Here is a 26,065-nt window from a genome sequence, read left to right on the forward strand (position 1 = left end):
CCTGGCGAAATCTGTTCCTCAAATGGGGCGTGGCTGTTGCACAACTCCGCTTGTGCACAAAGTCGTTAAATGGGTTGAGTTTTATATCTTCATCCCTGCAAGGCAGAAAACGAGACCCCCAAAAACTCCTCACTCATTTCCAACTTTCCAGCCGCATTCCGAAGGATAATTTCTACCATCGGCTGAAGGATACGCTCCATTTGGCTTTCCTTTATGAACATACCAAAGTCTGTTATCGCTCAACAGGCAATCCCTCGATTGACTCGGTGGTCTTCTTCAAATTCATGCTCATCAGCTACCTTCAGAACATTACCTCTGACCGAAAGTTAGTGGAGCACTGCGCTACCCAATCTTGGTTTCTTACCAGCCCTCAAACCTAAAGGCCGTATGGTGTGTAAAAATTGGCCGGAAAAGGCTGAATCCATTCAATTGGAAGAAATATTTTAATTGATCAAGTCGGATCGCGGAAGCGAAGTAACTCCAATTTGATACCCAACAGCTAACCGGCACTAACTAATTTATTAGCGAGCTAATGTGTAAAAACGTCGGCACGGACGGTCAGCCGCGGCTGCCGCCCCACGTTTGCACAAAGAGCCCCTTATTTGATGTAGAATGCCTACACAGACTATTACCCCACACGTACCGGCAGCAAAACGCCATGACTGGATCAGGCTATTTCGCTACGGTCATGACTCCGATACACAACCCGCTACCAAACATAATCCCCCAACACGCTCTTAACTCGTATTAAATGTGGTGTTCCTACAGTGCTGTTTTTATTATGACTATTTTACTTGTTTCAGGTCCTGGTATATCACTCAAAGAACCTTATAACAGCGGTATAGAAGCGTTTATCGTTTCACTGGCCAGCCAACTGGTTAATGAAGGGCATGTGGTAGATGTTGTTGCAGGCGAGGCAGCATCCGGCGCTGAATTTACACTTATCAATCCGTTTCCCGGATCGGCTACCGATAAACCTAATTTTTTTGAACGCTTCAGGGAAAAGCGTCAGTTCAAAAAGCTGGATGTCGACTCCTATGACGTGATTCACTATAATATGTTTTACCCGCATCTGTTAAGGGCAGGCTTGTCATTCAATAAACCTTTGTTTCTGACGCTGCATTCACCGGCTGACAAAAACCGAATAGCTGTGTATAAAGAACTTTCCCGGCGAAGCAATATGACATTCGTTGCCATATCGGACAGGGTCAAACGGGAATGGGACCAGGCGCTCGGCATAGACATACCACTCATACACAACGGTATAGACATGAACCTTTGGCCGACGAGCAGCTCCAGGGGCCGTGAGTACCTGCTGTGGTCGGCCCGAATCAACGAAGAGAAAAATGTTGCAGCGGCCATTCGCCTAGCAAAACACATGCAGCTGCCGCTGAAGATCGCTGGCCGAATTGCGGACCAGCATTACTTTGATAAGCGGGTTAAACCGCATCTGGACAATCAAATTGAGTATGTCGGGCACGTAACGCAGCGTGAACTGAGCAGCCTGGCCAAAAAAGCGTCTGCTTACCTGGCAACGGCAACCTGGCAGGAGCCGTTTGGGTTAGCGGCTCTGGAGATGCTGGCAAGCGGTGTGCCCGTCGTAGGATTTGATACGGCTGTTCCGCCCAGTTGGGCGCATGAAAGTGTATCCACAACGTCGTCGCTCCGTTGGCAAGACTTAGTAGAGCTGGTCGAAAAAAGTCATGCGATCAGCCCGGGTACTTGTGCCGCCTTTGCCTCGAACATGAATATCCAACACATGACGTCGAACTACGTGAAGCTCTACAGAGCCGTATTGCAGCAACAAGAGACTGGCGAAAAAGCTATTCTTGTGGAAGAACGTGGATTACCAGGGGCCGCTCACCAACCGCAACCCTTAACGTAGGCCTATGAACATTGCGGTTATAGCTAAAACGAGACTGGCGATAGCGGAGCCATTTCGAGGAGGCCTGGAAGCGTTCACCCACGCACTGTGCACAGCGTACATACGTCTCGGTCACCACATCACGCTGTATGCCCATGCCGATAGCGACCCTGAGCTGAATGTGAAAGGATTTTATGGCGATGCGCACCGGGAAAGCAAACTATTCGACCTCTATGAGACCGACGAATACCTATCCATACTGGCGGATATTGAGCAACATGATTTTGATGTCGTTCATAACAATTCGACGCATGAATTACCCATACTATGGGGAATGAAGGCCCAGATGCCGGTAGTCACAACCATCCATACGCCCCCCATCAGTAAATTAAAAGCAGCGATTACGCTTTGCTCGGGTTCCAAAAATCTTCATTTCGTTGTGCCTTCACAATCGTTTGATGCTACGTGGCAGCCCTACCTGCATAATGGCTCTACCATCATTCCTAACGGTGTCGACCTGGCAGAGTGGCCGCTGGTCCGCAAAAACCGGCACTACCTGTTCTGGTTTGGCCGGATCGTGCACGCAAAAGGGCTGGACATCGTGATCGACGCGGCCCACGAGCTGAACATGCCGGTAAAGTTTGCCGGACCGCTCGATGATAAAACGTATTTTGAGGAACAGATCAGGCCACGCATGACGGAAACCGATACCTACCTTGGTCATTTAAACCAGGCTGAACTACGGATGCATCTGGAAGGGGCAGCCGCTATGGTCAATGCTGTCCGCTGGGAAGAGCCGTTTGGCCTCACGACCATCGAAGCCATGTCGTCGGGCGTGCCGGTAGCCGGGTTCGACCGCGGTGCTTTTCGGGAACTGGTAAATGCGGAAAGCGGGGTTGTGGCCGAGCAGAAAAACGTGAAATCGCTCGCTAAAGCAATCGTCGCTGCGATACCCCTGGAGAGCGCCAACGTAAGGCGCCACGCCGAAACATTTTCGCTGAAAATAATGGCTGAGCGCTACACAACGTATTTTGAGAACGTACGATGAAAATACTCCTGGTTGCCGGTCCGTTCATCTCGCTACGTGAGCCCTATAATGGCGGCACGGAAGCATTCATTGTTGAGCTCGCCAACGAATTAGTACGCCTGGGGCATACCGTTGATGTCATAGCCAAAGATGCCGACGAAAGAAATCTGTTTCAGGTAATTGAATTTCGCGAAAGCCCGCTCAGCATGAAAGATGATTCGTACCGACCAACTCCGGAATTACTTGGACAGCAGCACTATCAGACGCTACAGTACGGACTGTTCGACGTTAGTCGGTACGACGTCATCCACTACAATTCATTTATACCCGAAATCTATGCCGTCGGTGCACTCGTTAAAACGCCAAGCGTACTCACACTGCACTTGCCGCCAACCGAGAAATTTGTCCTGATGTATACATTTTTCATGAAGCATGCGCCAGTCGTACCGATCGGTATTTCAAATCGAATGGGCGAACAATGGATGGCTGCCCTCGGCAGTGATGTAGACGTCATCTTAAATGGAATCGTACTCCACAAGTGGCCATTGCACGCAAGAAAGGCTGACGGGTATTTGTTGTGGAGCGGGCGAATTGCCAGAGAAAAGAACGTGGAAGCCGCGATCCAGCTGGCTACTTATTTAAAACAGCCACTCAAGATTGTCGGCCCCGTGTTTGACAAACCCTATTTCCGTGACCACGTGCAGCCGCAGCTAAACGAACATATTGACTATATACCACATGCCACCCAGCAGCAATTAAGTAAACTGGCGGCAGGCGCTTCGGCCTATCTGGCAACCGCTAGCTGGGAGGAGCCTTTCGGCCTGAGTACGGTGGAAATGCTGGCCAGCGGTTTACCCGTGGTCGGGTTTACGACCGCCATCCCTCCGGAAATGCGCCACAAAAACGTATCCATAGCCGTTGACTCCCAGGACTGGCGGGATCTGATAGGGCCGTTGGCTATTGCTAAACAGTCGGAACCGGAAGCGTGTCGGGAATTTGCAGCCACATTCGATATGGCAAGCATGTCGGCAGCGTATGTAACCGTTTACGAACGCGTGATACAACCAGCCAGGATCTGATGAAAAAGCCAACAATATTCTATTTCGTCCATGCGCACGGGAACGGTCATCGGGCAACCTTCAATCTGCTGTACCCGGCATTGTCCGTCTTTTTTGAGGTTATCGCGCTAACGACGAACAACGAAGTCACGGAGTATTTGCGTCAAAAACACGACGTTGACGTGCTAGAGCTGCCGCCAAAATACCCGGCTGGCTACGCCATACCAGCGCATACGTTTACGAAAGCGTTTGAAGTGACCCCGTACGCGATTGAACCGGCCGGGCGGGCCAAAGCACTGGCCGAAGCGATCGAGCGCTACCGGCCAAGAGCTTTCTACTGCGACGGTGTTCCTGAATTGGCCATCATGGTTCGGGGCATGGGCGTCCCTGTCGTGTTGGTCCACCTGCCCGGGCATGTCATGAACGATCCGACACAGGTCTTTGCGCATGAACTGGCGGATCATATCGTCGCTCATTTTCCGGCTTCGCTGGAACAGGCAAACTACCCATTTGCGGCCAAAACGTACTACAGCGGCTACATGTCACAGTACGCTGGCCGTGGATTGAAGCCAGACAATCGATTGGCTATCAACAACGTAACAATTTTACTAGGCTACGATAATTACGATAGATCGGTGCTACAAGCGATGACGAACGATCAGCACACACCGTTTACGATTATCGGCAATAAGCTGGATTACGATTTAGCTGAAAACTGTGTACTGCTCGGCCCGGTTAAAGACATCAGCGAAGCGATTACCGGAGACATCGTGATTTCGGCCGCCGGTCAAAATACCATTGCCGAACTGTTGTCGCTTAACAAACGGTTGATCCTGCTTCCGGAGCCCAGACCCTATGACGAGCAAGCGGTCCATGCAACGGTGTTGGCGAATCAGCATATTGCCCTGTTAGCGCAGGAAACGTTCAGCCCTGAGCAGTGGCAAAACATACGGCAAAAAGCGAACGTATTGACCCCTTCGTACGAAAATCTGGTGAATGCGTCAGCACCCGAAGCCATAGCGCATCAACTAAGAGACTGGTATGCCTGAATTCAGTGTGGTAACGATTGTTAAAGGAAGGCGAAAGCAGTTAGCCAATCTTTTGTACGCGGTAAAAGCCTCGACGATCCTCCCCTACGATATACAAATCGTTTGTATGGACGACCCGGACGGAATTACAATTCCCAAAGGTTTGCCCGTGAGCATCCATGTCAGTAAAGAAACCCATGAGTTACCACTGGCTGCCGCCCGGAACAGGGGGATTGCCGCGACAAAAACGGACAACGTCATTTTTATCGATGTAGACTGCATTGTTTCGCCAACCCTGTTTGCCACGATGCTGATGAGTCTGGAACCTGAAACGATACTTGCAGCGTACCCCTTGTATTTGCCAATCGTGCCGGATACGGGCAATTATGGTGATTTACAGGACCAGGCGGTACCGCATCCCGCCCGGGAGCGCATACCGGTCGGCCAGCCGGTTGATCATCTTCAATTCTGGTCGTTGATATTCGCGATTCAAAAGCAAACGTTCGACACGATTGGTGGCTTTGACGAATCCTTTACAGGGTATGGGGCCGAAGATACCGATTTTGCCATGCTGTTTTATCGGGCGGGTGTCGAGCTGATCTTTGTACACGACTACGTATTACACCAATATCACGACAAGCACGATCCGCCGGTAAACCATTTTGAGTCGATTATTGAGAACGCAACCCGGTATAAGCAAAAATGGCATGTGTTGCCCATGCAGCGCTGGTTGAACGCATTTGCAGACTTGGGCCTGATACAGATCGACCAATCGGATACCATCACCGTCAGGCAGAAACCTACGGATAGCCAGCTAAAAAACAGTGTTTCGCCCCATCCGTATTGATACGTGCACCCGTGGTGATGGGTAAACGTCTTCGACAACAGTCTGTTTTGACCGTAGAACGAGAACGTAACTAAGAGCTAATTAATAATAGACTCATCTACTGCAAGCGAAATTCAATGAACACATTGATTACGCAGCCTTCGACCCCTTTCCAGCGTTTTGTATTTTTCATAGTAACCGTTCCGCGAAGGTAACCTTCTTGTGAATGCTTTTAAGGACTTGTAGAAATAGGAAGACTAGTTCACTGCCCAATAAATAGCGGCCATTCGACCAACCGTTTATTGAACCGATTTATCAAGCTATTACTGACTAACCCATAACCTTTAACCCTACAAGGCGTTAGCGTATCATCCTCTAAACCTATGCACGCATGGCAACGAAAACCGATCCGTCGCCCGACAAACCTAAAACCAGACGTCCCCAAAAACAGGCTGACAACTATGATAAGCCTGACCTACGCCAGCAACTCAAGCAGCAAATCACTGCCGACGACAAGGGGGGGAAACCCGGTCAATGGAGCGCCCGTAAGGCTCAACTGCTGACCCACGAGTACGAGAAAGCGGGGGGTGGGTATCTCAGCGAGGAGCGTACCGACCAGCAGCAACACCTCGCTGAGTGGACCGATCAAGCATGGCAGACCGCCGATGGCAAACCCGCCCAGCGGGCAGGCGGCACCACGCGGTATTTACCCAAGGAAGCCTGGGCGAAACTCTCACCGGCTGAGCAAAAAGCAACCAATGACAAAAAACAGGCAGGCTCCAAAAAGGGCGAGCAAGTTGTGTCCAACACAAAAAAAGCGAAATCGGTCCGTAAAAAGGCGGAAGATTAAGGGGCTAATCGTTTTATAAGCTAACATGCGTATGCAAACAACCATCATTCATTGGTTTCGCAATGACCTGCGGCTGCACGATAATGCAGCTTTGTATCAAGCCTGTCAGGATGCTCAACGCGTGCTGCCCGTCTTTATTTTTGATCCCGCTTCGATAGAAGTCCTACCGGATATTAACGTGCCCAAGGCTGGGAGTCACCGGACGCGCTTCTTGTTGGAAAGTTTAGCCGATCTACGCCGTAGTCTGCGACTCCAGGGCTCCGACTTAGTGATTCGCTTGGGCGACCCAGGTCAGGTGCTGGCCGAGCTGGTCCGTCAGCATCAAGTCAGCGCCATTTACGCTGGTCAGGAAGCCACTTCCGAGGAGATCCAACTCGAAGAGCGGGTCCAACAGGCATTGCAACCCCTTGGTGTGCCACTGAAATTATTCTGGATGCTCTCGCTATACCATCTGGACGATTTGCCCTTCGACGTATCGGAGCTCCCGGATGCCTACCGGGATTTTCGGAAGGGTTGTGAAAAGCAGGCCACAGTACGGGACGAAGTGCCCATGCCTAGCTTACCCACTTTGCCGCAAATCGCAGTGGGCCGGCTGCCCACCCTAAAAGTTATGGGCTTAAAGCCCCCCAAGACTGACCGGCGAGCCGTCATTCATTTTGTCGGGGGAGAAACCTCTGCTCTGCATCGGGTAGCGACCTATTTCTGGGAACGCGATCAGCTTCGAAATTATAAGTACACCCGTAATCAGCTACTTGGCGAGGATTATTCGAGTAAGTTTTCGGTCTGGTTAGCCAACGGGTGTCTATCACCGCGTCGGGTTTACTGGGAAGTCAGGCGCTACGAAGCGGAACGGAAAAAGAACATATCGACCTACTGGCTCATCTTTGAACTAATCTGGCGGGATTATCTTCGGTTTCAGGCCGCTCGGCAGGGGTTCCGTATCTTCCTGGCCAGTGGCCCTCGGAACGTTCCAACCAGAGGTTGGAAAAAAGATTACGATCGATTTGCGAAATGGGCTGCTGGTCAAACCGGTATCCCGTTCGTCGACGCCAATATGCGGGAGCTCAACGCTACAGGCTTTATGTCCAATCGGGGTCGTCAGAACGTGGCCAGTCTACTGCTCCATCGGGGTGAAAAGCCAGATCTGAGCGTATGGTGGCCGTGGGGGGCGGCTTACTTGGAGAGTCAGCTGATTGACTACGATCCGGCCAGCAATTGGGGCAACTGGAACATGGTGGCTGAAGTCGGGGCGGATGCCCATGGCGACCGGTACTTTAATATTTATACCCAGGCTACCCGCTATGACCCTCAGGGTGAATACGTCAAGCGTTGGTGTCCCGAACTGGCGCAGGTACCGGCGGATAAGCTGCACCTGCTATCGCTCAACAGTGCTCAGGATCTGGCTAGTTGGGGCGTTGAACTGGGCGTTACCTATCCGTTCCCGTTAGTAAATCCGCTCAAGTGGACGCGTCGCAAACAGGAGCTTGACCGCAACTTGTTTCCTTTTACCAGTCATTACTTGAGCATTGATGGTAATTTGGTCCATTACGTGGATGAAGGAGAGGGCCCCACTTTGTTACTACTGCATGGTAATCCCACCTGGTCATTTCTGTATCGGCATATGATTCGACAGCTTGCTCCTTACTTCCGGTGTATTGCCCTGGATTATCCCGGGTTTGGACTGAGTACAGCTAAAGCAGGCTACGGCTTTACGCCCCGTGAGCATTCAGGGGTGGTGGAGGCATTGGTCGATCAACTCAGGCTCCGGGATCTGTGTATTATGGTCCAAGACTGGGGTGGGCCTATTGGCCTGGGCTTTGCCGGTCGTCGCCCCGACTTAGTCCGCTCCTTAATTATAGGCAACACCTGGGCCTGGCCCGCCAAGGGCGGGATGGTGGGTTTCTCGCTGGTATTTGGCAATTTATTGGCTCGTTTCTTGATTACCCGCTACAATATTCTGGCGAAGTGGCTCATTCCAGCGGGCACAAATCGTCAACTTACCAAAGCGGAACGTTGCGCGTATATGGCCCCCTTTTCGACGCCGGCTTCTCGGCTGCCTACGTGGGTATTTCCAAAGCAAATTCGAGCCAGTAAGGCGTATCTGACCGAAGTCGAAGCGGGCTTAGCTCGGTTACGAGACAAACCAGCGCTAGTGGTATGGGGCGAAGCCGACGGGGCTTTCGGTCAATCGGAACGACTTCGGCTGCTTGGTTACTTTCCCAATCATCGGGTCCAGCTTCTGCCCAATGCGAAGCACTTTATCCAAGAAAACGCACCTGACGAGATCTGCGCGGCTATTCTGGAATCAGTCCGTTAAAGGGGACTCACAAACCGGTTATAAAGTGAGGTCCTGATTCTTTGTGGCAAGATTTAGCCTTATAAGACGGGCTTTGATTCATGGTTGCCAGTGGGGTTAGGGCTTTTGGGGATTCCATTCCTTGGGTATCCCCTACCTCTCTTAGGTGTTGAATCTCGAAAAAAACGCTCCCCCTGAGATGAAGGAAACTTCACGCAACTGCGTCTTAAATGGGGCGTTTAAACAGACGCTTTATAGTGTCCATTTCTGAACGGTCAATGTCCAAAAATGGACAGGCAATTTTGACGAATTGGCGTATCTGTGCCTGATAGGCCTGTTAAGCAGAGTGGTACAATAATTGACCATGACTTCTCAATGACCAATCAGAACGCTTACTAAAGAACGACTATGGTACGCAGTTACGTCAAAATCGCCTGGCGAAACCTGGCCCGTTATAAAGCATTCTCGGTCATCAATATCGTTGGATTAGCCACGGGCATGGCTGTCACCATCCTGATTGGGCTTTGGGTCTACGACGAACTCTCCTTTGATCGACAGAATCCGAACGCAGATCGCATTGCCCAAGTTTGGCAGATCGTCCAATTTGATGGCGAAAAGGCGGCCTACAACGTAGCATCCATTCCGCTGGCGGAAGAACTGCGCCAGAACTATCCTGACTTTACTCGTGTAGCCCTGGCGACTGCTGACCGGGAGGTGGCGTTGACGACGGGAGAAAACCAGTTCACACCAACGGGTCGATTCGTAGAGGCTGATTTTTTGCCCATGATGGGGGTTCAGATGCTACAGGGACCACCCCAGAACTTAGCGGATGTCAACACGATCATCTTGTCCAGTTCGCTCGCCCGAACGCTCTTCGGCGCTACCAATCCACTCAATCAGCTGGTTCAGCTCGATAGTAAAGTGAGCCTGCGGGTGACGGGCATTTACCAGGATTTTCCCCCCAACAGTACATGGAGTGCCGTGCACTACCTGGCCCCCTGGTCCTTATTCCTGGGAATTAATCCAGGGGCGAAGAAAGCCCAGGATAATTGGGATGAAAACTCCTATCAAGTCTTCGCCCAACTGAAGCCGGGGGCTTCCCTGGAACAGGCTTCGACGAAGATCAAAGATGTGCGGATCAAACGCGACAACCCACCGCCTTATAAGCCCGAATTCTTCCTGCATCCGATGACCAAATGGCACCTGTATTCCGACTTTGACAATGGAGTCAATATCGGGGGACTGATTCAATTTGTGTGGCTGTTTAGTTTGATTGGAGGATTTGTGCTGCTGCTGGCCTGCGTCAATTTTATGAACCTCTCCACGGCCCGCTCCCAGCAGCGGGCTAAAGAAGTGGGTTTGCGCAAAGTAGTCGGTTCCTTGCGAGGCCAACTGATTGCCCAGTTTGTGGGCGAATCCCTGTTGATTACCAGTCTGGCTTTCCTCTTGGCGCTCGTAGGAGTGCAGCTGAGCTTGTCCTTCTTCAATCAACTGGCCGACAAACAAATTTATCTTCCTTGGGCCAATCCTTACTTCTGGGGGATCGGCGTCAGCTTTAGTTTGCTAACTGGCCTGGTTGCTGCCAGTTACCCCGCGCTCTTCTTATCCTCGTTTCAGCCCATCCGGGTCCTGAAAGGCAGTTTCAGCACTGGTGGGCGGAGTAGCCTCCCCCGTAAAGCACTCGTTGTTTTTCAGTTTACCGTCTCCGTAACGCTCATCATTGGTACGGTCATTGTGCTCCGCCAGATCAATTATGCCAAAGACCGGCCTACGGGCTATAGTCGTCAGGGGCTCATCGAGGTCAACATGCGTACGCCGGCCCTAATGGGTCATTTCGACGCGTTGCGAACCGACTTGCTGGCTACAGGGGCCGTTCAAGAAATAGCCGTTTCCAACGGGTCCGTGACGGTGGATCAGACGGGGGTAACCAATGTCTCCTGGCCCGGTAAATCGCCCGATTTACATCCCTTATTCATGACCAATCAAATCTCCCAGCAATTTGGTAAGACCATCGGCTGGCAACTAAGCGCAGGCCGTGACTTTTCCAGGGCTTTCAGGGGCGATTCGGCGGGGGTGGTGCTGAACCAGTCTGCCTTAAAATTGATGGGCCTGAAAGACCCCCTGCATACGATGATCAATTGGAACGGTCGCGATTTACCCATTATTGGCATAGTCAATGACCTGATTAAGGACAGCCCCTTTGGGCAGGTTACGCCCTCGCTCTTTGTCTTATACGATGCGTCGGCGGGGGTGCTGACGCTCAAACTCTCCCCTACGATAGCCACCAGCGTGGCGCTAACTAAAATTGCGGGCATCTTCCATCAGTATGATCCCAGTACGCCCTTCGTCTACAAATTTGTGGATGAGGAGTATAGTAAAAAGTTTAGCGCTGAAGAGCGGATTGGTAAACTAGCCACGTTGTTTGCCAGCTTGGCCATTTTCATCTCTTGCTTGGGCATGTTTGGTCTAGCCTCATTCACGGCCGAACAACGTCGCAAAGAAATTGGTATTCGCAAAGTACTGGGGGCAACGGTGCTGACAGTATGGGCTTTGCTGGCCAAGGACTTTGTGGGACTGGTCGTATTGGGTTGTTTTCTGGCGCCGCCCATTGCCTGGTATTTTCTGCATGATTGGTTGCAAAGCTACAGCTATCGTACGCCGATCTCGGGGTGGATTTTTGTGGGCTCGGGGGTGGGGGCGTTACTGCTTGCGTTAGTAACGGTGAGTTACCAGAGTATCAAAGCGGCTTTGATAAATCCAGTGAAGTCCTTACGAAGCGAATAGCATTACCAACTAGATATTCTCAGATAATGCTCCCACCTGAGACGAGGGGACAATCCATATCTTGAGTCCTTACTCGGCGCGTTTGGGTAGACATTCTGTTTTGTAGTTTTACTTATGAAATTAGTAATCCTTTTCGGGCCACCTGCTGTGGGTAAAATAACCGTTGGTCAGTTGTCAATGAGCGGGTCTTTTATCCTGCTTTTTTAGTAGTTAATCGTATCAAGAGGCATTAATTGCAAAAAGACTATGATTGATAGGAAATTAACGGTGGTGCTCCTGACCTTACTTTTCTGCTGGTCGTCAAGCCTGGCCCAAAACACTTGTACGATTCGGGGACAAGTTATCGGCCGACCGAGAGGTACGGTTTACCTCTACGAATCTAGGGTGCTTAATCAGGCGGCCAAACTTGTTGACTCGGTTTGCCTGAAGAGCTCGTTCTTTTCCTTCCAAAGAGAATTAAAGGAACCCGCTGGTTATATTCTCGCCTTGAGCAACGCACCCGGGCAATTCTATTTTATTTGGGATACGAATGTCGTTATCTCTCTTCGATCGGATGATCTCAACCAGTCACTCGTCGAGGAGTCACCCGTTAATGAAGCCCTGAAAAGCTTTTCTGATACCGTGACGATGATCTATGATAAGCGACTCAATGAAATTAGTCAGGCGCTTTCTCAGGGCCGAGCGCAGAATGATACGCTCAGGGTGAAGCAGAATTACCAGGATTATTACACGATCCGGGTTAAGCAACACACTTCTTTTTTGGCTTTTATGCAGGCACAAAACGAGTCGTGGGCCGCTCTCTTTCTCTTATTGACTCATCACAAAGAATTAGGCAGACAGCAAACGCTCAACCTGTTGGGTGCAATGTCGAAACAACTTCAGCAGAGCCAACTAGGGAGTCGGTTAAAGGCAATCATCAACGACCCAGCGTATTTGATTCTGCCCTAAAGAAAGTCGAATCGATGCCTGCTTCCGCATGAGCTGGGTGCCCCTTGATTGATTAGTTAAAACGTCGCGGTTATAAAAGGCTCATACTGCCGAGTCAACCGTTACGTTAAATATCTATAAAACAGTCGGTTGGTTAACATATCTTAACAGGTATAACACCCTAGTATAGCGGCCATGTCCTGTAGTTTTGGCAATTCCTTACACAAAACACATGCGACTAACTTTACCGCTTATGACTTCGTTTAAACTACTCAATCGGCTGGTCGGCTGGCTGGTCTTCATCATTGCACTCGTTACGTACTCGATGACCGTCGAGCGAACGGCCAGTTTCTGGGACTGTGGTGAGTTTATCGCTTCCTCGTTTAAGCTCCAGATTCCGCACCCCCCGGGTGCACCCTTCTTTCTCCTGATTGGTCGGCTACTGTCCATGCTGTCTCTGGGCGACTTAACCCGGGTTGCTTACTGGGTGAACATGGGTTCGGTCGTGGCTAGTGCGTTCACGATTCTGTTTTTATGCTGGACCATCAGCCTGTTGGCTCAGAAGTTACTCGGTAAGCCAGAACACGCGTATACCCCAACCGACAGCTGGCTCATCGTGGGCACCAGTGCGGTGGGTGCTCTGACCTACACCTTCTCGGACACCTTCTGGTTTTCGGCCGTTGAAGCCGAAGTGTACGGAACGTCCTCTTTTTTTACTGCGATCGTTGTCTGGGCCGCCTTCAAATGGGAACGTATCGAGGATGATGCAGCGGCCAATCGCTGGCTTATCCTGATTGCTTATTTGACGGGCTTATCCATTGGGGTCCACCTGTTGAACCTGGTAATCATCCCGGCCCTCACGCTGGTCTATTATTTCCACAAATCTACAAAACCCACTTTCTGGGGAGGCAGCCTGGCCCTGGGTATTGGGTTTGTCCTGTTAGGCATTATTAACGCGGCTATTCCGAGTTTACCGGCGCTGGCCTTCGTGGTGGAGCGGCTGTTTGTCAACTCGGTTGGTTTACCCTTCAACTCCGGGACGATTTTCTTTGTCGTAGCCTTACTCAGTGCTCTTGGTTATGGCATCGTCTGGTCAATTCGTCAGCAGCGGGCAGGCTGGAATACCGCTCTGCTGGCGGTGTCTTTCCTGCTGATTGGCTATGGATCGTACATCCAGGTCCTGGTGCGGGCTAATTTCAATCCTCCGCTGAACGAAAACAATCCCAGCGACATCCTAAAGTTTCGCGCTTACCAGAACCGGGAACAGTACGAAAGTCGCTCGCTGCTGTATGGACCGGTATTCACCGCTCAACCCATCGATCAGAAGCGAGGAGCGCCGATCTGGAAACGGGGTAAGGATACCTACGTGATCGCCGACTATTATCCGGAGTACGTCTATGCGCCGGGGGACGAGATTCTGTTTCCCCGCATCTATAGTCGTCACCTTAATCATCCCCAGCTCTACCGCCAGATACTGGGTCTGGCGGAAGGGCAGAAACCAACCATGGGTGATAACCTTAAATTCCTGTTTGGCTACCAGTTGAGCCATATGTGGTGGCGTTACCTGATGTGGAACTTCTCGGGTCGGGAAAGCGATCAGGAGGGGGCGGGGTATCTGCTGCCCTGGTCGTCGAATCAGGGTGTGCCGGATTTATTGAAGGCGAACAAAGCCCGTGATAACTTTTATATGCTGCCGTTTCTGCTGGCGCTGTTGGGCATCGTCTTCCAGTACCGCCATCGACGGCATGACTTTCTGGTGGTTGGCGTGCTCTTTCTGCTGACGGGTGTAGCCCTTCAGGTGTTTCTTAATTCGCCCCCTTCCGAACCGCGGGAACGGGATTATATTTACGTGGGGTCTTACTATTTCTTTGCCATCTGGCTGGGACTGGGGGTAATGGCCTTAGTAAATTTTGCCCGTTCTTTTCTGGGGCGGTTTAAATCCGTTGCCTTCCGTCACGAGGTTGTGCTGGGGCTGTGCCTGCTGATCCCCATTATGTTGTGCGTCAAAAGCTGGGATAATCATAACCGGGATCACCGGTTTCATTCCGTCGATTTCGCCAAAAATATGCTTAGCTCCTGCGCCTATAATGGCATTCTGTTTACCGAAGGGGATAATGATACGTTTCCACTCTGGTACGTGCAGGAAGTGGAGGGTTTCCGGCGGGACGTGCGCGTCTGTAATCTGAGCCTGCTGGGCACCGAGTGGTACATTCAGCAAATGAAGCGCAAAACCTACGAGTCGGATGCGGTGCCCATGTCGCTGGAGTTCGATCAGTTTGACAAGGGTAAGAATGATATCGTCCCGTTTTACGAAGTGGCCGGGGTCAAAAACGGTATCGACCTCAAACAGTACCTGAGCCTGGTCAAGGCGAACAGTCCAGCGATTCAGGTGCCCCTGACGACGGGTGAAATGACCAACATTCTACCCGCGTCCGTTCTGTTTTTACCCATTGATAAAAAGGCCGTTGACGCAGCCAGATTCGTTCCCGCTTCATTACGTCCTTTCCTGAGCGACACGCTGCAATGGACAATTGGCAAGAAGGATCTGTATAAACCTGATCTGATTATGCTGGACGTAATTGCTACCAACAACTGGCAGCGGCCACTCTATTTTTCCAGTACGTTAGCCAGTGAACATTATCTGAATCTGAAAAACTACATGCAACTGGAAGGGTACGCCTACCGGCTCATGCCCGTAGCGGTGCCCGATGCCACCGACGGCTACGTAAATTCGGATAAAATGTACGATACCCTACTCCATAAAGCGCAATGGCGTGAACTCGACAACCCGGCGGTGTACTACGATGAAACGTACACCGGGCCACCCGTCATTTCAGCCCGGATTGCTTTTTTGCGGTTAGGCGAACATTTGCTACGAGAGGGAAAACCTGCTAAAGCCCGGCAAGTCCTGGACTACTCCTTAAAGGTAATGCCTGATAAAAGTATTCCGTACGACTACATCTCGTCCCATTACGTATCGCTTCTGTTCAGTCTGAACGAGGCAAAAAAAGCACTAACCATTGCTGATACGATGGCTACCCGGGCCGATCAGAATCTAACCTACGCGAAAAGTGGCAAAGGTCAGTTTGGTAACCCCAGTTCCGATCTATACATTCTACAGGCAATTGTCGACGCGTGCCGACGAGCCAATCAGTCCGCTGCGGTTAGCCGGTACGAAGCCATCTTCCAGAAGCACGTAAACAGCTTTAGTTGATCGGGACAACGTCGTTTTTGCTTAGACTTAACCAGCCGTATTCAGGTTAGCTAATGTAGGTGTCTGACGGATGGTAGTAACTTCTTGTTCTTAATTGAGTTCGTTACATTTCTTACGTAGAGGATTGGCCTATGAATGGGAAGGATTTCAGGTAGTCTTCCCATAATGATGATCCGATCAAGAAATAAGCGTAGAACGCCTAATCAGTTATCTATAAGCAAACAGGAACAATCTTGTGGGTCGATAGATTGTTCCTGTTTGCTTATAGGTTACTTGCTACGCAAGCTTTTAGCCGGGTTCGTCAAAGCGGCCTTTACACTTTGAAAACTCACCGTCAGCAGCGCAATACCTATCGCCAGCAAACCCGCCAGCACAAAGAGCCACCATTAGGGAGACGACCTAAGACTCCTAAAATTACAAACTTTAGCATTCGCTCGTTCAGCGTAGGTCGACGATTGCTGACTTGCCCCATTAGAATCGCTTGATTTACCTGCCGACAATGCTGGAGCATTTGGGTGCAGTTCATTGATCCCCAAAGAGGTCGGCTTAGGGCAGTAAGTAGATTCACACGACATATAGCCGCTTCAGCCATACTATTATTTGTCAGGCTTTGCATCACGCAGTTTTATAAATAGACATCCTAGTACCAATGTATTTAAATTCTCATTTGAACGCTCCATATTCTGAGATGACGAGGGGTTCATTTTTCTATTTTTATTCAGCTAAAGGCGTGTCTGTAGGCGAATTGAATGAAGCAAACGTCTTGAAGATAGTTGCATTATTCTCAGTTACGTTGCATGAGGGTCATTATATTAATAAACTATTCTAAGATCACCCACCCCACAGAAGCAATGAAAACAGATCGGATTGTACGTTGAAAAGGAGAAGAACATTATTGTGTTGATGGAATATCAGTAGATTGGCCTGATCAATTGTAAGTAAAATAACTCTGAAACAGGATTAACCATACAAGTAAATGTCTACAGAAGACTTTGTAAAAGGCTTTTTCCAACTAAAGCAAGAACTACTTGCTAGTTATTTTGAGCCCCAACATGATAAGACTATGGTGGCAGACATGATTCGACAATTGAATCTAGCCCCAAATGATTCGGTAACTTTGTACAACGTGTTAGATGCTGCCATTACTGATACTATGTATACGATTCTCCTAGGTTTAGACGGTGAGCATCCATCGGAAACTGTCAAGAAATGTACAAACTTTATAGTGAGGAAGGGAAGGAGATTACAGGCTCAGGCAACATTGAGGGTTATGCTTATGAGTACTTTCATAACTCAAGGGGTTAACATAAAGTAAGTTGCTGTTGTAAAAGGCGACATTGATTAGATTCTCTTTTTTGACCTCCTGTTTTCTAGCCAAGACAGTGCCGAAATCGGCTCTTATAACGGCTTATCCAACCCCCTTTCCGATTTTTGCAACAGCCACACCCTATATACTACATTCTCTTTACAATTAACATAATTTAAATTGACTTACATAAATGCAAATTATAACATTGTAAGTGGGCTTGCATATTGATGATTTATGAGAATTGTACTACTTCTAATTTTGTTTTCTTTGAGCTTAAAGGCACAAACTGTTGAAATAGCTTCTACTCTTCAAAAGGGGAATATTAGACCCGTTGTGCTAGAAAAAGTGCGGTTAGAGGTTTCGCTTGGGGCTAGCATTTCTCACTTGAATAAATACGCTCGTACTAAACCATTGATAAGTCCCTATGCAGAGTTAGGGGTATCAATTCCACTTGATATCCGAGCAAGACTTGTTCCAACAATTAACTATCAAGTATTCGGATCAAAAAGCAAGTATAGCCTTCCTGTCGGAGAAGCTACAGCTATTAGACAAGTTCCTTATTTATCAATACAAGTAACGGTGAGTTATTTAGTGTCGAAAATAACTAACCCTCACCGTTTTGAATTACAAGGGGGGATTTTTGGAGCAAAGAAATTAGACGATGTTACTATCAATAGAATTCCTAATCAGCCGATCAAAGTCAATTAACAGTACAATGGACATTAATTACGGATTAGTAGTTGGAGCTACTGCTAGCACAAAGGTTAATCAGCGCAATCGGTTAGGCATCGGGCTATTATTTCAGCAAGGTATTCTTGATATTCGCCCTCCAATAGCTAAGCAATATACTGGCGAAGAAACGCTACGAACTCAAGCGTTAACATTAAGTACTTACATCTCATTGTAGTTGCTTATATAAAGTAATTGAGATATACTATAATCTGCTTTTTTAATGTCAAATTCATTTTAAACCAAGTTAATGAGCTTATTAAAACGATTATTATTTGCTAATGAGTCGATCTTCGTCAGGTTACTCATATTCATCGATAAACGAAGCGTAGATTATCAAGTCGACTTTGCTTACCATAATGCCACTTATAAAACAAAATTTTTATGCTGCGCACCTTTTCTCTTTTTACACTTTTTTCTACGTTTTTGGCAATTATTGGAATTACTACTTCACAAGCCCAATCATCTATCCTTCAGTCCTATAAATGGGAAATTTCCTATGATGCATTGCCCCTTATTAATAAAGAAACAACAGCACAGAACCTGACGCTAAGGCGATTTATAACTAATTCAAAAGGCACTACAGCTCTACGATTACAACTTAGAGGAGGATCTAAATCAAGCGAATTTACTGTAGCCTCTGACTACGTTTATGGACAAATTAATTTAGGTTATGAGTGGTATAAACCTGTTGACAAATTCTTATTCTATTATGGGCCCGAAGTCTCTTATTTTTACCAATACACAGATACGGGGTCCTATAAAGTAAATCAGATGTTTCAACAGTACAGCCATGATAGAGTATTAGGCTTCAGCGGATTATTTGGCTGTAAGTACCTTGTAGGTAAGCATTTAACAATTGGTGCTGAGAGCAAATTGAGTTATTCCTTTTTCCGTTCGAGGTCTGAGAGAACGGACTACACCTTTTTCCCTTCAACGTCACAAACCGTTGCTACCGGAGGATTTTCAGCCGACAACAGTTGGCAGGTTGGGGATATAGTTGGCTTGGCATCAGTGAATATTGGATTTATCTTTTGACAGCTTATACCTTCGCTTGCATTGTTAATACTTTATTTCCCTTTACATATTCGTAGTTATACAACTACTATCAAACGAATACCACTTTTTGCTTGATAACTGGATGATACTTTTATAAGAAAACAGTGATATTGATTTAGAAAGAGAACTTAATTTGTGTCTGGATCCCTAGTTGATATTCATGGTCACTGCTGACATGGTCAGAAACTTTTTGCACACTATAAGCTGCCACAGGCTGAACAATGATAGTTAGTTTAGGCATTACTTGGTATTTTACCCCTAAGCCGAGCATCACATAAGGCTTTATAGCCGACAGATCATCAAGTTTTATATTCTCTTCATAAACAAAGCCCGGCCTGGCTCCTTGAACAGTCATTCGTTTGACGTAATAAGCGTAATCAAGCAATAGACCTGCCGAAATATAGGGGGATAAACGACGAGTAGAGGGGATATAATTGACTAAAAGGGGTAGTTGAAACCTACGAAACTTTTCCGAGTAGCTTTCTGCTGGGCCAAGATAGAAGGAACCTGAAGAGTTGTTAAACAATAAACCAGCGGATATTGACCACTTTGCAGTAAAGGCATAGTTAGTAGTTAATCCAATGGAGTAGCCTTGATGGGATCCAACTGCCGGATTTGATGGGTTCTGTAAAGCTGATGGTTTAATAGTTATATCACGGTGATGCCAGGTTGGCGAAAACGTCAATGCATATGTAATTCGACCCTGAGCTTTTACACCAAGCGGCAACAACCAACTGATTATAAGAATGCTCAAAAAAGTAATCTTGTTTTTCATAAAAGTTGAGTAAGTTGTTGAAATTAGACGTTCGTCTATTACATAACACTTAAAGTAAAAATAAAACTAAGTCGTTGAGCAAAAAGTGGTACTCGTTTGATAGTAGTTGTATAACTAATGTGGCTGTTGCAAAAGTCTGGAATGGCTTTTATGGATAACGACTGTAAGCTATGGAAGGCTCTAGTAATGACCAATCATTACTCGTTTTACAAGCCGAACGAGATTTGTTCCGACTTTTGCAACAGCCACTCTAGTTATACAACAGGTCTGAGGATAATGCAAACGATTTTATGATTGTCATTTGCATTATCCTCAGACCTGTGCTACAGCTCATGCCCTAGGTACAACTTTATGCAATGATGAATCACTATCCTCATAAATGACTCTGGCAAGATCGGCACATAGTAGTCTTATTAACTTTGATTTGAGAGCGGTACACTCGTTAAAGAAATAAGTTTCCAAGAGTCCCCCATTCGCTGCATCAGTAGGGTTTGCCGGGTTTTTTGAGCCCACATATCTAGTCTGGCGCTATACTTGACCGAGCAAGTAACGGTGTAGTAGTCGCTGCTCATTGGTGTGAATTGCCAATTCCCATACTCGACTCGATCCGCCCGTTTCAATACAGAATCAGGGTTGGTTTGAATAAACTTTTCTATTTGGGCCCAACCCTCATAGGCTATAGCTTTCATGCCATCCTTTGTCTCTTGGAAAAATAAGATCCGTGTGTAGGGTAGAGGAGAAATAAAAGAAATTAGGCGGTTATGATTGCTGTTTTTGGCTGCAAAGTTGAATCGAACTATCGACTTTTTGATTGCCTCCTCATCTTGAGAATTTTGAGCGAAGCTGGTTAAACTACAGGCTAGAAAACCAATGAGCAAGAAGCGTTGCATATAAGTGAAGGGGTTAGAACTAAACTAAATTGTAGTAATAATCGGCTCTTTTAGTGCTAAACGTTTGACAAAGAGTTTAATATATGTGAGTATACCAATAGATCAGCGTATACCCAAATAAGTAGCATACGCTTCTTGATATTTTTATGAAAGCGTTGAATGTGCTGTAGGCGACCAACGGAAGCTGTTAGGCGAGGTGCCGTTTGTCTGCCCCAATCAGGCTGTAGAAAGGCTCAAATAGGGGTCTGACAAAGCCAAAGTCCACGTCCTGTAAAAAAAGCTGGTAAAAGTGATGGGCTGGCACAAGTTTAACCAGCGAGGTATTCGATGGATGGATAGCCTAGCATACGCTAACAACCTATCTATTCCTCAATGAGTTACTTTTGCAACAGCCGCAAGGATTATATAACAAAATCTGTCTCGTATGCTATTCACTTCCTCGAAGCTTCATTTACTGATTAAGCCTTTACAGTGGTTAACTGGTTTGATCCTGTTAAGCCTAATACTACTAGTAGGTAGCTGGGCTTGGCTAGACGGGGTGGAGCCACCTAGTCACGCAGTTCAGTCCCAGTGTGGCGATCAACCTACTTTTAGAATTAAGTCAGCTCCCATTTCAACGCCTACATTAAAGAGAGGTCAATCGCTCTTTATCAATCATTGTCAGTCTTGTCATGAGATGACCAGTACGAAACGGATTGGCCCGGGTTTACTAGGCGTTACTGTACGAGCACCCAGTCCAGCGTGGCTTATGAGATGGATTCAGAATCCTTCAGAGGTGCTTCAATCGGGAGATGCCTACGCGAACCAGTTAGTGAAGGATTATGCTCCGGTTGTCATGCCTGGCTTTCCCAAGCTCAAAGAGTCTGACTTAAAAGCGATCTTGAGCTACCTAGATAGTTACACAGTAGAGGGGGCAGGTTTTGCTGAATAGCCTTTATATCATAAGCCTCTTAACATAATTACCACTTATACAACATGAGAACTCAAGAGGCTTTTAATCAATGGCTGAACCGAATAACACTGTCTGATATGCCAGGTGCAGACGTAATAGCGTTCAATTTTGGAATTTTTGAGGACCAGCAAGTGGGTTATAAATTGTACATCGCTGGATTAAAAGTTTATGATTCAGAAGATAATGACTGGGCTACTGAAGAAGATTATATTCCGCAAGAGAGGTACTTCACCTTGTGTGTAAAATCTCACGAAGAAGACTGGAAGCAGGTACAGGATAAAGTAGTAGAAATGATAAAGACGTACCAATCTACCCCGGACTACCTTGACTCCTTTTTGAGCAAAGCTAAAGCAGTAACTACAGGCTTTGACGATGGTGAACTGCTAAGAGTTATATACTATTTTTCATAGTCCGTCTTATATGTAATATACGGGCATAAGTTGACAGTAATTTCATGACATAATTCCAGTGGCTGTTGCAAAAGTCGCCACTTATTCACAAGGGCTCCTTAGTCAGGCAGTTTCTGGCCGTCGAATGGCTTGCGATTTAATTGATAAACCGGGCTCTTTTATCCCATTCCAGACTTTTGCAACAGCCACGCCACTCATGTAACAAAATTAGTGAGCATCATAATCAGTGAGAACTCGTACGACATCGTCAACAGTTAGTGTCTCGCCGGGGGGTATAAGGCTTCGATTCACATTGTCACCCATTGCTTGCAAAAACGATTTACGAGTTAGCTGAAAAGTGTGAAATAAGCCGTTTGGTAGCTTGAGGTAGTAATAGCGTTCTAGGCCCAAAAAGTAACCAATTAGGTAGGCGCTCCCGTAGGGTTGAGGTAGTAGTAACTTCATCTGCCGCTTGTAACTGCTAAACAACTGGGCATCCCCCTGGTAAAGAATTTGGTAATAGGTTGGGTAACCATGTTGGGTCAAGCGAACAAATTTGGCGTCCCAAATCTTAAAAGCAACTGGCTCCAATTGATAAGTGGTTGTATCTTGATTAAAGCGGCACAAAATTTCATTCGTAGCCACATTATAAGCGATCTGACAAGGGGTTTCGGCCATGCCTGTTTTTAGCTGAATACTACCATGCTGCCAAGTGGGATAAGCCCAGTAAGGAGTGCCCTTCATAATTTGCTGGTTTTTTTTACCCAAGTTGAATAGAGTATATACTTGGCCAGTACTGTCCTGACGGACATCACGTCCATGAGCTAAAGTAAAACGCATTCCCCCATTGTAAGCACTTGAGCGCGTACCGGATTGCGCCCAACTTAATGTCTGACTTAGCAGACTAATGGTGAGTAGACTATTTAGAAAATGAGTGAGGACTTGCATAGATGTGAAGCAGATTAAGTGTTATTCGATAACTAGGTTCCTTGTATGGCTAAAGTGTTATGGTTTAATAAAGTAAAGAGAACGACCTAACTCTACAATAAAATAGAACTAAAAAACTGACTGGTACGCTGCATTTTGAAAGTTAATTACTTTAGGCTACTTATGGCTCTACTTTACAAGTAATGCGATCAGATTGGTTCACAGGAATAATGCAATTATTGTAAAGAAACTTGCTTCATTCCATTGACCTGTATACATGCCTTTTCCTGTATGCAAATAGGAAAAAAGAAATAACTTACGTCTCATTTAGGAGCCTTTTTTGCAACTGTTTGTTTTAGGATTGCAGTTAGATATCTTAATAACTGTCAATTTCAGTTCGTAGCATACGGAGTCGTAGGGGACGGATAGGGTTGGTCAGTTATTAAATGCCATAACGCTCCTTCGTCCCAAGTAGGATCATTGAGTGAGTAAGAATAAACACACCTGGGCAAAATTATCGTTTTCGGCCCCTATTCATTGGCACGCTCACTCATCCGTGACGAATGCTGCCTAAAGACTTTTGATTGGTAATCTAAAAAGAGTTAAATCGGCAAGGGTCTCCCCTTCGAGCCTGACATCGGGTCAAATGAAGCCGGACCAAACCGGTTGTCAATAAGGGCTGTGGCTGAGACTCAAGGCGCGTTTGCCAGAAGCCACCCATCAGCTTAAGACGGGATGCCTCGTCACGGACCGTTACCGGCATGGCTGATTAAGCAACTTCTGAGCCAAATCGTTGTTCAATCAGCTAGCCCTGGTTTATCTTTGCCAAGAAACCGTTTTTTTGCCAATGGAGTATTGCATCACCTACTTCAGTTCAGCCGTCAGCTCGACGACTGAACAGGTTGTTCTAGACATTATCAACGTAAGCCGGCAGAAAAATGCCCGTCTGGGTATTACCGGCGTGTTACTCTACATCAATGGTCATATTGTGCAGGTGCTCGAAGGCCAGCAGGACCTGGTTGAGGAGGTATACAAGAGCATTCAGGCCGACCCCCGTCACACTGACGTTCGAACGGTTATTCGCCAACCCATTTCGCAACGGTTATTCGACCGCTGGCATATGGGTTACGAGATCCTAAGCACTCGTCAGTATGAGGAAGTACGTTCCCTTATTCCAATCGATGCCCAATCGGCGGCTGCCGGGGATACCGAACAACCCGTTATTGTCCGGATGCTCAAGGGTTTCTTTGAGCTCAATAGCCTTCACCGGACTCCTTAAGCCTACCAACTGGTCGATTTATTCCCCGCATTAAGCCCGATTGGGATTCAAACGGCACGTAAATTTGTTTGGTTTTTATACACCCGTGTGCCGTGACTCTATGACCGATCAGTCGATGCCATTTCCCTTCCGCTCAGGTAGCCTGGCCGAGCAGGAACGCCTGCGCTATGCGATCCAGGCGGCTCAGGTGGGCACCTGGAATCTGGACGTTAATGGGCAACAAGTGTGGTGGGACCAGCGGTGTCAGGAACTCTACGGCTCAGCAGGAGGCCCCGTGGTGAGCTATCAGCATTGGCGGCAGTTAGTGAGCCAGGAAGACCAGGAGCGGGTTGACAAAGCCATCAAACTGGCCCTTGATCCCTCCTCAACGGGAACTTTTGATGTCCAGTTTCGCGTCAGAAGTCGGCAAGATGGGTCGTGGCGCTGGTTGCATGCGCAAGGTCGTGCCTACGTAGATATCCTGGGGGCTGCCTACCGGCTGTCAGGCCTTGTGCGCGATATTACGGCCCAGGTTCAGACGCGGCAACAATTAGAGATCAGCAAAGCCCGTTTCCGCAGCCTGGTGCTTCACTCCCCGACGGCCACCGTCTTCTTTGTGGGCGAAGAGATCGTGATTGATACGGTCAATGCGCCCATGCTTCAAATCTGGGGTAAGGATGAATCGGTTGTGGGTCAGCCCGTTCATCAGGTCATGCCTCAACTGGCCGGGCAACCCTTTGTGGACCTGTTACGGCGCGTTTATGATACGGGCGAACCGTATCATCATCAACAGGCCCGGGGGCAGCTTGTCATCGATGGCCACTGGCAGGAGTCCTGGTTTAACTTTTCCTGTAATCCCGTATATGCCCCGGACGGCACCATCTTGGGCCTCATCAATACGGCCACCGATGTAACCGGGCAGGTGGTCGCCATTCGGGAAAGTGAACAACGCTACAAATTACTAGCCGAGCAACTCGAGCAGCGCGTAGCCGAGCGCACGAAGGAACTAGCGGATGCGATCGATGATCTAAAACGCTCGAACGATAATCTCCAGCAATTCGCCTACGTGGCTTCTCACGATCTGCAGGAGCCCCTGCGTAAAATTCAGCAGTTTGGGGACTTGTTAACGAGCCAGTACGCGGAGTCGTTGGGTCCCGCCAGCACCTACCTGGAGCGCATGCAGGCGGCCGCCAGCCGGATGTCAAGACTAATCCGGGACTTGTTGAATTACTCCCGTATCTCGACTAGTCAGCCGGTAGCGATGGCGGTCGATTTAGGTAGCCTGCTGACCCAACTCCTGAGTGATCTGGACCTGGTTATCAGTGAGAGTGGCGCGGTCATCACTGTTGATCCGTTGCCGGTGGTGATGGGTGATGCGATTCAGTTGAGCCAACTCTTTCAGAATCTGCTGACCAACGCGCTTAAATTTAGTCGAACCAACCGGGCTGGCGAGCTAACCACGCCACAAATTCGGATTAGTGCCCAGTTCATCACGCATGCCCAGCTGCCGCTGACGATCCAGCCCACCCGCCCGGCAGTGACCTACCATCGTATTGACATAAGCGATAACGGGGTTGGATTTGAGGAGAAATATCTGGACCGCATTTTTCAAGTTTTCCAACGGCTTCACTCTCAAAACGAGTTTGTTGGTACCGGCATTGGGTTGGCCATTTGTCAAAAAGTGGCGCTCAACCACGGAGGGGCCATTACTGCCAACAGCCAACCCGGACAGGGGGCTACGTTTAGGGTATACCTGCCTGCTTAAGGGTCTGTTTCAGCGAGTCATTCTTGGCTAGCAGCTTTCATGATGTGCTATGGGAAGTGGATAAAGTTGAGGTTTATGTTAACAAGAAGGTCCCACTTCGAAAGCAGATTCCTAAAAACTCCTGCGTCTCAGGTGGGA

The 26,065-nt window shown here is 48.1% G+C and carries 21 protein-coding genes; 18 read left to right on the plus strand and 3 right to left on the minus strand.

The features are described from left to right. Positions 1–29: 29 nt before the first annotated feature. The 14 genes from GK091_RS29975 to GK091_RS25365 all read left to right on the plus strand — a co-directional run bounded on the left by GK091_RS29975 (position 30) and on the right by GK091_RS25365 (position 18,950). Positions 30–380, plus strand: a complete 351-nt coding sequence (locus GK091_RS29975) for a transposase (RefSeq protein WP_317166351.1) — start codon at positions 30–32, stop codon at positions 378–380. Positions 381–781: 401 nt separating this feature from the next. After that, the gene (locus GK091_RS25305; protein WP_164043520.1) at positions 782–1,885 is read left to right on the plus strand and encodes a glycosyltransferase; all 1,104 of its coding nucleotides are present in this window, start codon (positions 782–784) and stop codon (positions 1,883–1,885) included. 4 nt (positions 1,886–1,889) lie between these two features. Continuing rightward, positions 1,890–2,912, plus strand: coding sequence for a glycosyltransferase (locus tag GK091_RS25310; protein ID WP_164043521.1), 1,023 nt, complete (start codon positions 1,890–1,892; stop codon positions 2,910–2,912). Next, a complete protein-coding gene (locus GK091_RS25315) occupies positions 2,909–3,970 on the plus strand; it encodes a glycosyltransferase (RefSeq protein WP_164043522.1) in 1,062 nt (353 codons plus the stop codon). Before GK091_RS25310 ends, GK091_RS25315 begins: the two co-directional genes overlap by 4 nt. Beyond that, complete coding sequence (locus GK091_RS25320) at positions 3,970–4,998, plus strand: glycosyltransferase (protein ID WP_164043523.1); 1,029 nt, start codon at positions 3,970–3,972, stop codon at positions 4,996–4,998. Before GK091_RS25315 ends, GK091_RS25320 begins: the two co-directional genes overlap by 1 nt. Continuing rightward, on the plus strand, positions 4,991–5,824 hold the full coding sequence (locus GK091_RS25325; RefSeq protein ID WP_164043524.1) for a glycosyltransferase family 2 protein: 834 nt from the start codon (positions 4,991–4,993) through the stop codon (positions 5,822–5,824). Before GK091_RS25320 ends, GK091_RS25325 begins: the two co-directional genes overlap by 8 nt. Before the next feature lie 370 nt (positions 5,825–6,194). Further along, positions 6,195–6,653 carry a hypothetical protein gene (locus GK091_RS25330; RefSeq protein ID WP_164043525.1) on the plus strand — a complete coding sequence of 153 codons (459 nt, stop codon included), beginning with the start codon at positions 6,195–6,197 and terminating at the stop codon, positions 6,651–6,653. 31 nt (positions 6,654–6,684) lie between these two features. After that, the gene (locus GK091_RS29980) at positions 6,685–8,970 is read left to right on the plus strand and encodes a DASH family cryptochrome (RefSeq protein WP_164043526.1); all 2,286 of its coding nucleotides are present in this window, start codon (positions 6,685–6,687) and stop codon (positions 8,968–8,970) included. 387 nt (positions 8,971–9,357) lie between these two features. Next, entirely contained in the window at positions 9,358–11,733 is a 2,376-nt protein-coding gene (locus GK091_RS25340) for an ABC transporter permease (RefSeq protein ID WP_164043527.1), read from the plus strand. Positions 11,734–11,979: 246 nt separating this feature from the next. After that, entirely contained in the window at positions 11,980–12,681 is a 702-nt protein-coding gene (locus tag GK091_RS25345) for a DUF4369 domain-containing protein (protein ID WP_164043528.1), read from the plus strand. A 232-nt stretch (positions 12,682–12,913) separates the two neighbouring features. Next, positions 12,914–15,874: a glycosyltransferase family 117 protein gene (locus GK091_RS25350; RefSeq protein ID WP_164043529.1), complete on the plus strand. Its 2,961-nt coding sequence runs from the start codon at positions 12,914–12,916 to the stop codon at positions 15,872–15,874. Positions 15,875–16,850: 976 nt separating this feature from the next. Next, positions 16,851–17,189, plus strand: coding sequence for a hypothetical protein (locus tag GK091_RS25355; protein ID WP_164043530.1), 339 nt, complete (start codon positions 16,851–16,853; stop codon positions 17,187–17,189). Between the two features lie 228 nt (positions 17,190–17,417). Then, entirely contained in the window at positions 17,418–17,891 is a 474-nt protein-coding gene (locus GK091_RS25360) for a hypothetical protein (protein ID WP_164043531.1), read from the plus strand. Positions 17,892–18,296: 405 nt separating this feature from the next. Next, the gene (locus GK091_RS25365; RefSeq protein WP_164043532.1) at positions 18,297–18,950 is read left to right on the plus strand and encodes a hypothetical protein; all 654 of its coding nucleotides are present in this window, start codon (positions 18,297–18,299) and stop codon (positions 18,948–18,950) included. A 136-nt stretch (positions 18,951–19,086) separates the two neighbouring features. Here the strand turns inward: GK091_RS25365 and GK091_RS25370 are convergent, their stop codons facing one another. Both GK091_RS25370 and GK091_RS25375 read right to left on the minus strand, forming a co-directional pair. Then, the gene (locus tag GK091_RS25370; protein WP_164043533.1) at positions 19,087–19,746 is read right to left on the minus strand and encodes an outer membrane beta-barrel protein; all 660 of its coding nucleotides are present in this window, start codon (positions 19,744–19,746) and stop codon (positions 19,087–19,089) included. 413 nt (positions 19,747–20,159) lie between these two features. Beyond that, positions 20,160–20,636 (minus strand): hypothetical protein, encoded by a 477-nt coding sequence (locus GK091_RS25375; protein WP_164043534.1) that lies wholly within the window; start codon positions 20,634–20,636, stop codon positions 20,160–20,162. A 424-nt stretch (positions 20,637–21,060) separates the two neighbouring features. Here GK091_RS25375 and GK091_RS30130 point away from each other — a divergent pair, with 424 nt between their 5' ends. Beyond that, positions 21,061–21,567, plus strand: coding sequence for a c-type cytochrome (locus tag GK091_RS30130; RefSeq protein WP_164043535.1), 507 nt, complete (start codon positions 21,061–21,063; stop codon positions 21,565–21,567). Between the two features lie 44 nt (positions 21,568–21,611). Continuing rightward, positions 21,612–21,998, plus strand: a complete 387-nt coding sequence (locus GK091_RS25385; protein ID WP_164043536.1) for a hypothetical protein — start codon at positions 21,612–21,614, stop codon at positions 21,996–21,998. Between the two features lie 207 nt (positions 21,999–22,205). Here the strand turns inward: GK091_RS25385 and GK091_RS25390 are convergent, their stop codons facing one another. Next, positions 22,206–22,925, minus strand: coding sequence for a hypothetical protein (locus GK091_RS25390; RefSeq protein WP_164043537.1), 720 nt, complete (start codon positions 22,923–22,925; stop codon positions 22,206–22,208). Positions 22,926–23,751: 826 nt separating this feature from the next. On the opposite strand from GK091_RS25390, the gene GK091_RS25395 reads away from it, so the two are divergent. Together GK091_RS25395 and GK091_RS25400 are read left to right on the plus strand one after the other, a co-directional pair. Then, positions 23,752–24,183 (plus strand): BLUF domain-containing protein, encoded by a 432-nt coding sequence (locus GK091_RS25395; protein WP_164043538.1) that lies wholly within the window; start codon positions 23,752–23,754, stop codon positions 24,181–24,183. A gap of 100 nt (positions 24,184–24,283) precedes the next feature. Beyond that, positions 24,284–25,927 (plus strand): sensor histidine kinase, encoded by a 1,644-nt coding sequence (locus GK091_RS25400; RefSeq protein ID WP_164043539.1) that lies wholly within the window; start codon positions 24,284–24,286, stop codon positions 25,925–25,927. The last annotated feature ends 138 nt before the right edge of the window (positions 25,928–26,065 follow it).

The sequence above is a fragment of the Spirosoma agri genome (assembly GCF_010747415.1).
Taxonomy (GTDB): Bacteria; Bacteroidota; Bacteroidia; order Cytophagales; family Spirosomataceae; genus Spirosoma; species Spirosoma agri.